14 protein-coding genes are annotated in these 14,913 nt (G+C 37.7%); 2 read left to right on the forward strand and 12 right to left on the reverse strand.

The features are described 5' to 3' along the window. Positions 1-16 precede the first annotated feature (16 nt). Complete coding sequence (locus ACQ334_RS19800; protein ID WP_430990001.1) at positions 17-2,197, reverse strand: TonB-dependent receptor; 2,181 nt, start codon at positions 2,195-2,197, stop codon at positions 17-19. Between the two features lie 77 nt (positions 2,198-2,274). Next, on the reverse strand, positions 2,275-2,595 hold the full coding sequence (locus ACQ334_RS19805; RefSeq protein WP_430990002.1) for a DUF6660 family protein: 321 nt from the start codon (positions 2,593-2,595) through the stop codon (positions 2,275-2,277). A 170-nt stretch (positions 2,596-2,765) separates the two neighbouring features. Between ACQ334_RS19805 and ACQ334_RS19810 the strand changes: the two genes are divergently transcribed. Together ACQ334_RS19810 and ACQ334_RS19815 are read left to right on the forward strand one after the other, a co-directional pair. After that, positions 2,766-2,924, forward strand: coding sequence for a hypothetical protein (locus tag ACQ334_RS19810; RefSeq protein ID WP_430990003.1), 159 nt, complete (start codon positions 2,766-2,768; stop codon positions 2,922-2,924). Between the two features lie 102 nt (positions 2,925-3,026). After that, a complete protein-coding gene (locus tag ACQ334_RS19815) occupies positions 3,027-3,161 on the forward strand; it encodes a hypothetical protein (protein ID WP_430990004.1) in 135 nt (44 codons plus the stop codon). Between the two features lie 15 nt (positions 3,162-3,176). On the opposite strand, the gene ACQ334_RS19820 is transcribed toward ACQ334_RS19815, so the two are convergent. From ACQ334_RS19820 to ACQ334_RS19865, 10 genes are all read right to left on the reverse strand, one after another. Then, a complete protein-coding gene (locus tag ACQ334_RS19820; protein WP_430990005.1) occupies positions 3,177-6,944 on the reverse strand; it encodes an SNF2-related protein in 3,768 nt (1,255 codons plus the stop codon). 233 nt (positions 6,945-7,177) lie between these two features. Further along, positions 7,178-7,435, reverse strand: coding sequence for a hypothetical protein (locus tag ACQ334_RS19825; RefSeq protein ID WP_430990006.1), 258 nt, complete (start codon positions 7,433-7,435; stop codon positions 7,178-7,180). Positions 7,436-7,438: 3 nt separating this feature from the next. After that, entirely contained in the window at positions 7,439-8,167 is a 729-nt protein-coding gene (locus tag ACQ334_RS19830) for a 2-phosphosulfolactate phosphatase (RefSeq protein WP_430990007.1), read from the reverse strand. Positions 8,168-8,291: 124 nt separating this feature from the next. Next, complete coding sequence (locus ACQ334_RS19835; protein ID WP_430990008.1) at positions 8,292-8,765, reverse strand: SRPBCC family protein; 474 nt, start codon at positions 8,763-8,765, stop codon at positions 8,292-8,294. A gap of 118 nt (positions 8,766-8,883) precedes the next feature. Further along, positions 8,884-9,969 carry a glycine cleavage system aminomethyltransferase GcvT gene (gene gcvT, locus ACQ334_RS19840; RefSeq protein WP_430990009.1) on the reverse strand — a complete coding sequence of 362 codons (1,086 nt, stop codon included), beginning with the start codon at positions 9,967-9,969 and terminating at the stop codon, positions 8,884-8,886. A 50-nt stretch (positions 9,970-10,019) separates the two neighbouring features. After that, a complete protein-coding gene (locus tag ACQ334_RS19845) occupies positions 10,020-10,757 on the reverse strand; it encodes a class I SAM-dependent methyltransferase (RefSeq protein ID WP_430990010.1) in 738 nt (245 codons plus the stop codon). A gap of 29 nt (positions 10,758-10,786) precedes the next feature. After that, on the reverse strand, positions 10,787-11,146 hold the full coding sequence (locus tag ACQ334_RS19850; protein WP_430990011.1) for a hypothetical protein: 360 nt from the start codon (positions 11,144-11,146) through the stop codon (positions 10,787-10,789). 92 nt (positions 11,147-11,238) lie between these two features. After that, the gene (locus ACQ334_RS19855) at positions 11,239-11,628 is read right to left on the reverse strand and encodes a hypothetical protein (RefSeq protein ID WP_430990012.1); all 390 of its coding nucleotides are present in this window, start codon (positions 11,626-11,628) and stop codon (positions 11,239-11,241) included. Positions 11,629-11,673: 45 nt separating this feature from the next. Next, positions 11,674-13,890 (reverse strand): PspC domain-containing protein, encoded by a 2,217-nt coding sequence (locus tag ACQ334_RS19860; protein ID WP_430990013.1) that lies wholly within the window; start codon positions 13,888-13,890, stop codon positions 11,674-11,676. Between the two features lie 69 nt (positions 13,891-13,959). Beyond that, positions 13,960-14,325, reverse strand: a complete 366-nt coding sequence (locus ACQ334_RS19865; RefSeq protein ID WP_430990014.1) for a PadR family transcriptional regulator — start codon at positions 14,323-14,325, stop codon at positions 13,960-13,962. Between the last annotated feature and the right edge of the window lie 588 nt (positions 14,326-14,913).

Consider the following 14,913-nt stretch of genomic DNA (forward strand, 5'->3'; position numbering starts at 1 on the left):
TTTAACTAATATATCGTTAAAGCTTAAGCTTAATACCTCCGTTTACCACAAAGCCTTCAGTATGGTTCCAGATATCATCAAATGTCGGGTTGCTGTGAGGCGGATTTACCACGGTTTTGTATTTGCTCTGTCTTTCGTCTGTAAAATTTTCAAAATTTACAAAGAAAGAGATTGTATTAAATGTCTTTTGCGCCATAAATCCCAACTCATGAAAAGATGGCGTTTTACTTCCGTTGTATAAATACTGGCTGCCGGTAAAATAACTTTCTAAGCCTAGTTTAAAATTATCTTCCTTTTCATACATCAAAGTGAGGTTGAGTTTATGCTTTGGCAAAAGTGGCAGAAACTGATTGGTGGTTAAATACTTTGCTTTAGCGTTAGTAAATGTATAGCCCACAAATAATTTCAGGTCTTCCTTGTAAATAAATTTAAGGTTGGTTTCAAACCCCTTGCTGATAACAGATTTTGAAGCATTGGTAAAATAATAATTACCGGCATTATCTTTCTGCAATACCAGGGGTTGATTAATACCGGTATAAAAAAACATTTGATTGATACTGAATGAAAGGTTTGTTGCAAGCATTGTTTTGAAATTAATGTCAGCGGTGCCGCCAACGCTTTTTTCTGCTTTCACATTATTTAATGCCAATACATTCTGGTACTGCATCGTTTCGGTTTGCTCTGTAAAAATGGTAGGAATTTTATACCCTAATCCACCACCAACTCTTGAACTTATTTTATTGCTGATCTTAAATAAGACAGATGTTCTGGGCAATACAAATGTTTGATTTTTATTGTAGTTGATATTTTTATAGGTTACATTATCAATTCTTAGCCCGCTTTCAATTTTCACTTTTTCGCTGATGTCCCATGTATCCTGCAAATAACCGCCTGCTGTAAAGGATTGAGTGTTCTGGTTGTTGCTGTTTTCCTGTTTGAATTTATCAAACACAAAGTTTACACCACCAATCATGGTATGTTTTTGCTTTACAAAAAGCAATGATAGGTCAGTAAAACTATTAGTGCTGATACCCGAAAAAATATAGTTCGGAATGGTGATATGCCTGTCGAAAATACTTACGCTCTGTTTTAATTTGAAACTGTTTTTACCGCCCAGTTTTTTATCCACTTCAAAAGTTGTTGTATTTCTTACGGTAGTATTCTTTTCAAAATAAGTATGATTGACATCTGCCTTTCCTTTTATTACTTCCATATCTCCACCTGTATTATTGCCTTTGGTAAAACTATTACCCAGCATAATAGTAGTAGTTGCATCGGGATAATAAAACAATCTTGGGTTAATAGTAAAATTGTTGCTCTTTGGTATTTCAGAAAACTCATCCTTATCTACATCATAAGCTTTTTGAAAATTTACCAGGCCTAAAAATGTATAGCCCAGCTTACCCTTCTTTTGTGCTATATAAGCACCAATATTTGTTTGGCCAATATGCGATTGGTTAACGATCATATCGCCTTCAAATTTTTTGCCGGGTGCTTTGCTTATAAAGTTTACCACCCCTGCTATGGCACCCCCACCATACAAAGTTGAAGCCGGTCCTTTAATTACTTCCACCTGTTTAAGGTCCAGTGGCGGAATTTCCAGCACACTTAAACCACTGGCAAAATTGCCAAAATTGGGATAGCCATCTTTCAGCAGCTGTGTGTACCTGCCATCCAGCCCCTGCACCCGTATGCTGGCGTTGCCGCTGGTAGCAGATGTCTGCTGCACCTGCAGGCCCGTACTCTCGTGCAACAGCATAGACACATTTGCAGGGCGCATATTGTTTTTCTCATCCAGCTCCTCGCCATCAATAGTTTCTACCCTTGTGGGTGTGTTTTTAATGGTACGGCTGGTTCTTGTGCTTTGTACAATTACTTCGCTCAACTCATCTTTGTTGGGCTCCATTATTATTTCAATGGTGCTGGTATCTTTTAAAGGAAAAACAAAACGGTGTTCCTGTGTTATGTAGCCTACACGGCTAAACACAATTTTTTGTTTCCCCTCGTAAATATTGTATAGTACTGCATATCCCTGTTCATCGGATACGGTGGCTTTGTTGCCTTTTTCAAACAAAACCGTTACGCTTACTAATGGAGCATCGGTTGTTCCATCTTTTATGATCGTTCTAAATGTATGTTGTGCCTTGGTATTGCCTGATAATATACAAGCCAATAACAGCAGCATTATTTTTTGCATTGTTGTGTGTTTAGTAAGATGAATAATGAATGTGTTGTAAATAACACGGTTAAGGCATACTTGCCTTTTCTCATTAACTAAACTTTTGGCGGTTGCCAGATAGTACCCAAATGACGGGAAGAAAGTGAAACACTGGTATAAAAGTATTGTTGCTTTTGTGTGGCAGGTTTGGTAAGGTTGATCTTATTCAGCTGAAAGCCCGGTGCAAAAACCTGTCCGCAACAGGCGCAGGCGCAAAACGGGCTGCAGGCCTCATCTTCGTGCTGGTGCTGCTGACCCCGGCAGTCTGTCGCCGATACCTTAGTTTGATCAACAGGTTTACATTCGTTACTGTCTGCACAGGGAAGCGCAGGCAATAATAAAATGTACCAGGAGAATATAAAGGCTAACCATTTCACTTTGCAAAAATAAAGTTTTGGTTGTTGTAACTGGTTATCGTTGCAGATTATCTTTCCAACAAGGTTGCATTTTAACAGCGGAATTTACAGGCAGGTATTTTTACTCTTTTTGATTTGTAATACAATATTCCTTTTGGTGTCTCGTTACATAAAAGATAATATTTTATACTATGAACAAACCTAATCAACACCTTATGACCAATCCAATATTACAGGTAGTAAGAAATTTTATAGGTAAGCTCCGCCAGAATCCGGATGTGTATCCTATAAGATATTATAAAAAAGGAAAACAGTTCAGGCGCAAGTGGCAAACCCCGCTTGTAAAATAACTCGATCCTTTCGGAAAATACCGAACCCTATAAATCAGCAAAACCACTCTTGACAAGAGTTCTGTTGAATTGTAACTTTAAAGTTCAAAATCCGATAATAACATGAAAAAGATCCAATCATCCCAACCAACTGCATTTGCAGTATTAGTAAAGTCTTTAGGTGCTGTAATCAACAGCTTCTTCCAATCGAGTTCCAACAGGGAATTCAGAAGGTTAAAAGATTTTATAGCTTCTTAATAGCCCCGGCATTACCTAGCTAAATAAATACTCCACATCAGATTTACTGAGCGCCTTAACAAAGCTGGCATCGTCGGCTATTAATTCGCTTGCCAGTTTCCGCTTACGCTCCTGGAGTTGTAAAATTTTATCTTCTATAGTATCGATACAGATCATCCTGTATGCAAAAATGTTTTTGGTCTGGCCAATACGATGTGTACGGTCAATAGCCTGTTGCTCCACAGCCGGGTTCCACCAAGGGTCAACAATGTACACATAGTCTGCCGCTGTTAAGTTTAACCCTACACCACCCGCTTTTAAAGAGATCAGGAATACCCTGCACTCATCATTATTCTGGAAATTCTGGATGGCTTTTTCCCTATCCGTTGCAGAAGTGCTGCCATCAAAATATTCAAATGGAACACCTTGTTCTGTTAATGTTTTTCTTATAAGCGCCAGCATGCCTAAAAACTGGGAGAATACCAGTGCTTTGTGTTCGCCGATATTTTCTGTTAACTCTCTCGCCAGTTCATCTAATTTAATGGAATGATTAGGGTACTTGTCTTCTTCATTTAAAATGGCCGGGCTATCGCATATCTGCCGCAGCTTCATCAAGCCTTGTAAAATGGTCAATTGCGATTTACCAATACCCTGCTGGTCAATTTCTCCCAAAATTTTACTCCGGTAAGTATCCCGGTAAGCTTCATAAATATCCCGTTGTTCTTTTTCCATTTCGCAAAACAAAATGGTTTCAGTTTTATCGGGCAGGTCTTTGGCCACCTGTTCTTTAGTACGGCGTAAAATAAAGGGGTATAATAATTTTCTTAAATGATCCTTCTGTTCCTGCTCGCCAAATTTATCAATAGGCGTTGCAAATTCGTTTCTAAAGAATTCCATACTTCCCAGTAAACCGGGATTGAGGAAATTCATTTGTGCAAAAATATCAAATGTGTTATTCTGCAATGGTGTACCACTCATGCACAACCTGTTCTTTGCCTCCAGCAAACATGCAGCCTTGGTAACTTTGGAAGAAGGATTTTTAATGGCCTGGCTTTCATCTAATACAACGTAATCAAATTTTATTTTTAGTAAGAGTTGAATATCGCTTCTTAAAGTGCCGTAAGTGGTGATGATAATATTAAATTTCTGCAGGTCTTCTGCACTGCGGCTACGCATGCTGCCATGATGAATATGCCAGGTTAAGGTTGGCGTAAATTTATCTACTTCATTCTTCCAGTTATAGATCAAAGTGGTAGGGCAGATAACAATGGCTTTTAAATTACCCGTTGTGGCTTTATAGTGGTGCAACATGGTTAAAGCCTGTATGGTTTTACCCAAACCCATATCATCTGCTAAAATACCGCCCCAGTTTACATCGTTAAGATAACTCAGCCATTGAAAACCCGAAGTTTGATAAGGCCGCAAAATGGGTTGCAAATGTTCTGGTGCCGGTATTTCCGGAATATTTTTAAATTCTCTTAAGCGTTCAAACTTTTCATCCAGTTCAAAACTCAGTTCGGTTTCATTGCGGTTTTCGTACAGCTCATCAATCACACTCATGTGGTATTTTGATAAGCGCAGGCGGTTGCGGTGGTCGTCGCCCACTTTAAACAGCAGCGAATATCTTTTTAACCACTCGTCGGGTAAAATACCCAAACTGCCATCGCCCAATTGTACAAAAGATTGCTTGTTCACCAAAGCCTTCTTAATATCATCAATGCCTACACGCTGTTCGCCAAATTCAATTTCCACTTTGGCATCAAACCAATCCAGCCCACTGCTTACATGTATATGTGTGTTGGGTTTTGCCGTGTTGAAGCGGAAATTCTTCAAAGCTTCAAAACCATATACAGGTACTTTCATTTCCTTCATGGCATCCACAAACAAAAAGAACCAGTTATTACGTAACACATCAGCACCTTTTAAAACCAGGCTGCTGTTATCGTTAGGCCGCACAAACATTGAATGCAGTGCTTCCAGTTTCTGAATAAATTTTTCCTCTGCTTCTTTATTGCGGTGAACAATTAATATTTTATCGCCATCAGGTATAGTGATCGTTTCCCTGTCCGAAGCTTTCGTTTCAAAACCCTGGTAACTGAATATGGGCTGAAACACCAGGTAGTCGCCCTTTTCCTGCAATTGCAGCTTTACATCAGGCTCGCCGCTTTTAATTTCCCGTATTAAGTTTTTATCAAACTCCACGTGATACTCCTTGGTTAAAGGCATGATCACTTTCTGCATTTTTTCGGCCCAGTTTTCTTTGCTTAACTGTATATTGCCTTCTTTAATAAATTTTTCGGCCTGCAATACATCTTCCGATTTTTGCCAGAGGTAAAGTGTTTTTTCATGTAAAAAAACAAGGCTGCTGTTACATTCATTATCTGAAAAAGGAATGATCTCACCCTGCATTTTTACCGTGCAGGCTATTTCAAAATGATTGTTCTTTGCCAGCACTTTAAATACCGGTGAAATAAAATGATCGCTTATTTCTAATTCTTTTAAATTTTCTGTTTTAAAAACTTTTTTCTCCGGCAGGTAAAAAATAAAATTATTAGCGGCCTGCTCTTCAAATAGTTTTTTTAGTTTGGGTTGAAGATATTCTGCCATCAGGCTTTTGGTTTCTTCGGGTAATTCATCACCATCTGTCTGGATGATGTTTTCCCAAATGCCGCTGAACGGAGAATTTCTATCCAGGTATTTATTGATCTCACTTACCTGTAGCTTACGCACCTGCTGCAGTAATTGTTTATCATCTTCACTGAATACTTCTGCATTTACAAATTTTGCCAGGTCTAGTTTTTCAACTTTTGTGGTAAATTTTTTATTTTCTTCATCAGCATCGCCTTGTATGGCATCTACAGTAAAGTAAGGATAGGTGGTTGCATTAAAATTGAATACCACACCCAACTTCTTTTCTGGTGGCGCCTGCGTGGCAGTTTCATTTTCTGTTTCTTCAACCGGTGTTACAAAAACTTCTGCAGGCCGTTGGCTGCTCATACCAGCTGCTGGTGCTGCCACACGTTTAATAGTAGTGTCCAGCACTTTTAAAAATGGTTTGCCGTCTTTATAGGTAAATTCAAATTTACCTTTCAGGTCGTCATCTAAACTATAACCGTATATCTGTAATAATTTATTTTTTTCTTTGTCCCAGTTACGGATGGTATCAAAATAATAAGGGCCGTAAGCATTTAGTAATTGCAGAAAAAGCATTGTTTTATGTTCGCAAAGCGGATGTTCTGCTTCATCACATTTGCAGGAGGTATCAAAATTACGTTCGTCATTTTTTTGTATTACTAACGGAAAGGTTTGGCCGTCGTATTCCAGTTCTGCTTCCACTCTTTCATCACCGGCTTTTAAAATAGTTGCTTTTACAGTACGTAACATATCTTCTGCCTGCTCATAAATTCCGGGAGATGAAAATAGTTTGATCATCTTCAGGTCAATATGTTTCATCTTGGCTACCGTATGGCGCTGGTTGTAGCGGATAGCAGCATTGCCCAGCATATTCTTATCAATCATTTCCTGCAGGCGCAATAAGGCTGCTGCTTCGTGGCGGCAGATATCTCCCAGGTTATAAGGGCAACCGCAACGCACAGAAATACTTTTAGCATCGGCATATTTTTGAATATACACTTTGTAAAAAGTACTGTAACTATCGTCTTTTACACGAAATACCACGCTGCCCATCAGATGGTCATGCTCTACCAGTTCCACAAAACCCATCGACTGGATCTTTTTTCCACGGCGGATCACTTCATCAGAACCATTGTTGTACACGTATTTAATAAGGTGGGATAATGCCATTTATGATTTAGGATTGCCGATTTATGATTTCAGATGTGAACCTGAACATGGTTTTTCAACTTTGGTTCATTCTGAAAAGAGCAATTTGCAAAAGTAAAGGAAAATAACTGAGCTTTTGGCGTAAAATGGAAAGTTTGTGAAGAAAATCAGCAAAAAAGCTGACGATGATTTTAGTGTACTGATTTACTATTTCAGCTATAAAAGCGGCTTTAACGTGAAAATTTGCAGAAAAATTATCTAAAAAAGGCAATTAAAAATAATAAAAGCCAGGTAGCGGTTAAAACAATGGCTGTTTTTGCACTATACACTATGGTTGCAGACTTATTTTTCAGAAAAAAAATACCAGTAATTATTGCACCAATCAGTAAAATCAGGGATAACCAAACTCCTATACCCGGACCATCCATTGTAAAGCCGATACTCAATAAGGAAAAAGCTACCACTAAAACAAGAACAGAGAAAATGATGCCGTATAAAATTCCTTTTTTCATGTTTTACCCCGCTATTAATTTCCCATCTTTATATACCACCAGCACATCTGCCGAATCTGGCGTTAAACAAAAACTGATATCTTCTATCAATCCAAAACGCTCTACCAGGCGATGATAATGGGTAAGGTTGGGTGCAAAACCCATCAGGTTGTGTTTATTGTTTTCGTATAATAATTCTGCAGTTAAGGAGCTGTCGCAATGAATGGTAAAATATTCTTTTACTTTACTGATAACGGCCCCGGCAAATAAAGTGTCTTCTACATTGTAGCGGTCTTTCCAGCCGGCACAACCTAGCACTACATTTTTATTTTGTTCTATTAAGTATTTACAAACCGAAGAAAGGTTAGGAAATGAACCGCTGATGATAGTATCTGCATTATTATCCAAAGCCATTTGCAATAACTTGGTGCCGTTGGTAGTGGTGAGCACTAATGTTTTGCCTTCAATAAATTCTCTGCTGTATTCTAACGGTGAGTTACCATGCTGTAAACCTTCTGCAATCTGCCCGTCTCTTTCGCCTGCTGCAATGGCACCTAATTGTTTGCTTATTTCAATAGCTTTAAAAACTTCGTCAACAGGTATGATACATTTAGCACCATTCTTTATAACTGATGCAATAGTTGATGTTGCCCTGAACACATCAATAATTACCACTACAGCATTTTTAAGATCATATAAATGTAATAGTGCCGGAGAAAGGCAGGTATGTAGTGTAGGTTTTGTTTTTTCCATCTGTAATTTAATTGATAATGAAATAATGGATAATTAATAATGTTTTAAATTTTAGATTTCTTTGCTGAACAAACCCTTTGCAAATTGCAAAAAAATTATCCATTATTCATTAACCAATTATCCATTAGCTCAATATTGCTTTCCACTTCTGTGTTTCAGCGTATTCTTTTATAGTGCTATTTCTTTTTTCTAAAAATTTTTGCAGGTATTTTTTAAGATAAATGGCATTAAAAAATTTGCCTGCAGCTCCATACGGACTTTCAAATTCCAGTATATCGATCATGATGGTACCATTATCAATAGATTTAAAATGATGCTGATGCCTGAAACTTTTAAAATCTCCTGTAGTCATTTCATCCACAAATTGAACCGGTTTTTCCATGGCTGATATTATAGAAGTGTGTCGTCTTGTTTTAAAAAGATGTTTAGCCTCCCAGGTAACGGTTTCATTTAAATTGATCAACCCTGTTGTAACTCCTGCTATAGCTTTTTCATCAGTTCCTGCCGTTGAAATACTATGCAGGTTAATACTACGGCTTAAATCGAAAACCCTTTCTGCAGGCGCAGCGATGAATGTTGTTAAATGAATCCGGGACATAATAATGGATAATTGGTTAATGGATAATTGATAATGTACTAAACATTAAAGCTTTTACTAAAGATAAAACGCTATTCAAACCGAAAAAATTATTCATTATCCACTATTTCATTATCAATTACACAAAAGGTATTTTCACCACTTTAGCTTTCAACAATGTATTCCTGATGCTGATATAAATTTCACTATCAATAGCAGCAAATTTCTTATCAACATATCCCAACCCAATAGCTTTACCTAATGAAGGTGATTGCGTGCCGGAAGTAACTTTACCAATAATAGTCCCTTCAAAATCTTTTATTTCATGATCATGTCGTGCAATACCTCTTTCCAGCATTTCAAAGCCCACCAGTTTTTTTGTAACACCATCAGTTTTTTGTTTTTCAAAAAAACTACTGTTGGTAAAAGGTTTGGTGAATTTGGTGATCCATCCTAATCCTGCTTCCAATGGCGATGTGGTATCATCAATATCATTACCATATAAACAAAAGCCCATTTCTAAACGCAAAGTATCTCTTGCACCCAAACCAATTGGTTTTATACCTGCTGCTTTTCCTGCTTCAAAAATAGCATCCCATATTTTGTCTGCATCGCCGTTCACATCTTCAAAATAAATTTCCACCCCGCCTGCACCTGTGTAACCTGTAGCGCTTACCAAAACATTTTCCACCCCTGCAAATGTGCCTTTTGTAAAAGTGTAATATTTTAAATTCATGATGTCCATATCGGTAAGCGGCTGCAGAATTTTTGTAGCATTGGGACCTTGAATAGCCAGCAAACAGGTTTTATCTGAGATGTTGTGCATCTCTACATTCTTGTCATTAAAACTGCTGATCCAGTTCCAGTCTTTTTCAATATTGCTGGCATTTACCACCAGCATGTACACTTTGTTTTCTTCCACACAATACACTAACAGATCATCTACAATACCACCATCATTATTGGGTAAGCAACTGTATTGTGCTTTACCATTGGTTAGTTTAGATGCATCGTTGGTGGTTACTCTTTGAATAAGGTCTAATGCATTTTCTCCCTTTAAAATAAATTCTCCCATATGGCTTACATCAAACACACCGGCATTATTACGCACTGTTGCATGTTCATCATTAATACCACTGTAAGATATGGGCATATTATAGCCAGCAAACTCAGCCATTTTTGCACCAAGCGCAATGTGTTTTTGTGTAAAGGGAGTATTTTTCATGTAGTTTTAATTAGTTTAATGATTCGTTTATTGTTGGCAAATGTAAGCTGTTATTTTATTGTACCCAACCGCAGGTGAACCGGAAAGATAATTTCCCTTTTTTCTTCAGCCCCCCATAATGGTTTTATTTGTTCCATCAGTGCATCTACCGGGCTATAGCTGTTGGCTGTAATAAATTTTTGCAAAGCACTCCAGGTATAAAAATAACCTTCCAGGTCTTTTAAAGACCAATTTAATTGTATTACAAAAGGCGGAGTGTTTTCTTCTTCAAAGGGAAAAGGAACGCTGGCATAATTATCATCTACATATTTTCTTTCTGCATCCCAGTAATTAGCTAATGTATTAAAATGATAGTGATGAATGATGGCATCAATTGCAGGAGTTATTTGTAATAAACTATATGTCCACACGGCAATTACAGCACCTGGCTTTGCCACACGGTTTACTTCTGCATAAAACTGTTCAAAATTAAACCAGTGCAAGGCTTGAGAAACTGTAATCAGGTCAATGCTTTTATTAGCAAGATGGGTTTGTTCTGCAGGTTGTAAAGAGTAAAAAATATTATTGGCCTGGTAAGCATTATCAATTTGTTGCTGGCTGATATCGGTGGCAATAACGGTGTTGAAATATTTGCTGAGTGCTGCGGCTGTTTGCCCGTTGCCGGTGCCACAATCCCAGGCAGTATTTTTTTCTTTTACAAAATCAACAATATAGGTAAACAGGGTCTCGGGATATTGCGGCCGGTATTTGGCATAGCCGGCTGCCTGTTTTGAAAAATTATCTTTCATATAGCAAAGATAAAATTTATTACGGCCGGTTATCTTTGATAATGATCAGCAATATCATTCATTGCTGTTTTAAAAAATTCTTTTGCAGCAGTATCATTCAAATCCATGCGGCGCTCACCAAAGTATAGTTTATAACTAACAATTCCGCTATCATCAGGTTCAGCTGTTAACTGATTGTCATTCAGCTTGTATTTTACATGACCTCCCGGAGAAATTTCGTCAATTGCAGTTTCTTCTGCATTAAAAAAAACTTCTCCCCTGTATTCAATTTTAAGAGATGCAGTGCCGTCACTTGTACTTATAGTTCTTGTTTGCGTACCCAGGTTGCAGGCAACTGAAAGTAACAGTACAAGCAGGTTTACAAAAAGTAAAGGATGTCTTTTTTTCATGGCGCAGGTTTTATTTTTTCAAAAAGAGTCCCGCCAAAAATGGCAGGACTTTTGTGTTTCAACTTCAACTCAACTTTCGAAACTATTTTACATTAATTTTTAGCTAAGATTTCCTTTATTCCCTCGCACATATCCTTCACCCTTTCGTAAGCTTCTTCAGAATTTTCTTCTTTATTAAACTTTATTTTCAGGCAGCCTTCCCGTGATTTGATATACACCCTGCTTTCATCATCAAGTATTAAAGTAGCATCCATATTGCCGTGTCCTCCGCGTTGAAAAATGTTGTCTCCGTCTGTATACTCATGGATATAATTTTCAATTGCCCTTGTTTTGTTGTCGTCAAACCTTGCTGTTAATTGGTAAATATCCTCATCATCATTTATTGAAACAGAAACATCGTGATAGTGGCGGTGCCAGTGGCAGGATGAAAAAACAATTCCTAAAAACAAAGCACCTGCCATTAATAAAAAACGAACTTTCATTTGTGTTAGTTTTTGGTTGAATGAATGGTTTATTGCTGCAATAGTTTAATTCATGTTGGTTAAAATATTAACCCCTGGTGTTATGATGGTACTTAAATCCCCGGGCTCATTATTTTGTACACTGCCGTTGCTGTTTTCCAATTTACTTTTTTCTTTTTCAGATTGCCTGTCTATCGAGTCTTTAATATGTTGTGTTCTTCTTTCAATAGAATCTATTTTCTGCTGATTTCTATTTTCTATGGAGTCCTGCCTTCTTTCTAAAGAGTCCTGAATGTTATCATAACGATAACTGCCACTGCGTTTATTCTTTTTTTCCTTCTGCCTGTTTCCATCTCTATCGTTCCATCCGTCAGCTTTTCTTCCATCTAAAGTATACAGACCATCTACCTTCATGATGTAGTCTACATCGCTTTGCCATCTTGAATTTTCATTATCATTATCATAATAATCGTCCCTGTCATCAAAACTGATATTTAAGAAGCGGCCATTGTAGTATAATTTTCTTTCGAAATTATTATTCACCCTTACCTGTTTGCCAATAGGTACGTACACGGTAATAAATACATTCTGGTTTCTGATTTTGTCTGTTTTGTTTACTGCTATCCCTTTATCAAAAACCAACAGGCTGTCATTTTGTTTAATATTGTAAAGTACCTTACTGGCTAACTCATTTGCATTTTGTTTAGAGTAGCCTCTTGCTGACTTTAGCATGGATACGTGAAAGCTGCTGTCTGGTGATTTTATAAAATCTATTTTGATGTTTTGAAGATACATAGTGTCTTCATTAATAAAATCTTCAAAAGAATCGAACCTGGACCACCGGTATCTGCTATGTGATTTTTCAAAAGGTACAGACGATGTAAGGACCAGTTTGTTCACTTTTGGATTGCTCAAAGCAATATCTTCATCCTGCAAAGAACTTCTGTAACTAAAATCTTTGTTTAGGTTAGATGCCAAACACACTATGCATACCCATCCAATTATCCATAAGCAGATGAATGTTAACCGAAGCATCTTGCTATTAGTTTTCGATTTCGTTAATTTTCTTATCAGCCAGATGATGATACCAATAACAGGTACAGTGATGAAGAAAAATAATGTACCCCATGCAAAAGCATTTTCCCAGTTACCCGCTAATAAATAGTCTTTAAGCGGATATACCTTGAAGGCTGCTGCTATCAAAGCAATCAGCGCACCAACAAGAGCAAAGCATACACAACCAATAATAAAGTAGGCAAATATTTTAGCTATCATGGCAATTACATTACCTAATCCGCCACGGTTGCGCCTGCTGAAATTCTGTACATCACCTGCCATCAATTTTGCTTTTTCATTAATTACACCGCTGGCTTCTTTACCAAAGCTGGAAGCTTTTTTGCCCACACCTTTCATTTCTTCCATCACCGAATTTTTTATGGAATTCATATCTACTTTCTCGCCTTTCATTGCCAGTTTTTCCGAAGTGGTTATTGCTTCCGGTATTACTATCCATAAAATGATATATACTATTAATGAAGTAGGGCTGAAGGTGAAACGAACCACATCACCAAAATCCCAAAAACCACCCCAATGGCCCCAGCGGGAAAGGAAAGAAAGAAATGGTAACAGGAACAATACTCTTGGTATCCATGGATTGATACCGAAATAATTACCGATACCACTACACACACCTGCAATCATTTTTTCATCCGGATCACGGAATAATTTTTTCCTGGTGCTGCCAATTTCTGCACTTGCAGTGCTGGGTACAGCAATCCACATAATGATATAGGTTAAAAACCCGATACCTGAAAACAGCAGTACTACAAAAATGATTCTTGCAATTACCACATCTATATTAAAATAGTTGGCTAAACCGCTACATACACCGCCTAATACTTTATCATTTTCATTTCTGTATAATCTTTTGTGGCCGGTTGAAGTGCTGCTGCTATTGGTTGATTGCTGCTGGTAAGTGCTTGAAGAAGATGCCGAAGAAGATGTTGGTTGTGCATCATCCATAGGTTCAAAATCTTCGGGGCGGCCAATACTGTTGATGATAGCATTTACATCATCATCGGTAATACAGGTAGCACCTTTGGTTAATCTTTCCTGGAAGAGTTCGCCTATGCGGCTTTCAATATCGTTGATGATCTCTTCTTTACCTTCTTCATTGGCAAAGTGACGGCTGAGACTGTCGGTATAATTTTTTAATATTTCAAAGGCAGTGGTTTCTATTGGTACCACCCGTCCCTGGAAATTTATATTGATTACTTGTTTCATGGCTAAATAGTTTTTGTTTCGTTAGTTGATTGGGCTTAAAAAACAAATCATGGCTATACTTTTTGTTAATTAAGGGTTGTTGAAGTTGTTGTTAAAATTATTGGTAGCATCCACATCTGTTACAGCTTTTACAGCATTGGACAATTCGTTCCATGTTGCTTCCAGCTCTTTGTAAAAATCTGCGCCCTTTTCCGTTAGAGAAAAATACTTTCGTGGCGGCCCGCTGTTGCTCTCTACCCAGCGGTAGGTTAAAAATTCTGCGTTTTTAAGCCTTGTAAGCAAGGGGTAAAGTGTTCCTTCCAGCAAGTTGAAATTGGCTGCTTTCATCTTGTCGATAATGTCCGAAGGATAGGCTTCCCCCTGCTTAATCACCGAAAGGATACAAAATTCCAGTACTCCTTTCCGCATCTGGCTGGCTGTGTTATCAATGTTCATGGCTTCTTATTTTAAAATTCATGGCTATACTTTATTTTGACCTGCTCAGTTTTTCATGGCTAAATGATTTGTTGTGAGCTGATCCTGAGAACTGTTGTGAAAAGGTTTTTTACCGGTTTATTCCCTATCACATCACAAAGATAATACAATTTCAGTACTATGCAACACATAATACCATATTTTTTACAGTAGTGGGTGCTGGCTATTAGTCTGTTTAGCACAGAAATCAATACAGTAAAGGGTTTGGCCAGATTACAGGCATTTTATAAAATCGTCCGGAATTGATGAATGGCAAAATTTTAAGGCTGAGTGGCGAAAGTTTGAAGGGTTTTAGGAACAAAAAAGTAAAGAAGGGTTGGCCTTTTAGAAACTGAATGCTGTTGAAGCACTACATTACAACGTTAAGTCACAACCGGGTTATAAACAGGAAAAAAACGGGGCAAAAGGCAGGTTACTCCGTATCAGGCTTAGGGTTACTCCGTATTTGGGCCAGGTTAAGGTCGGTAATGCTTGCCGACGCAGGCTGTTCTGTATTAGCACACTATATTACAGAAGTAAGATCGGGGTTTAGCAAATTGCTTAACTGAA

This window comes from Ferruginibacter sp. SUN106, from assembly GCF_050611765.1.
Taxonomy (GTDB): domain Bacteria; phylum Bacteroidota; class Bacteroidia; order Chitinophagales; family Chitinophagaceae; genus Ferruginibacter.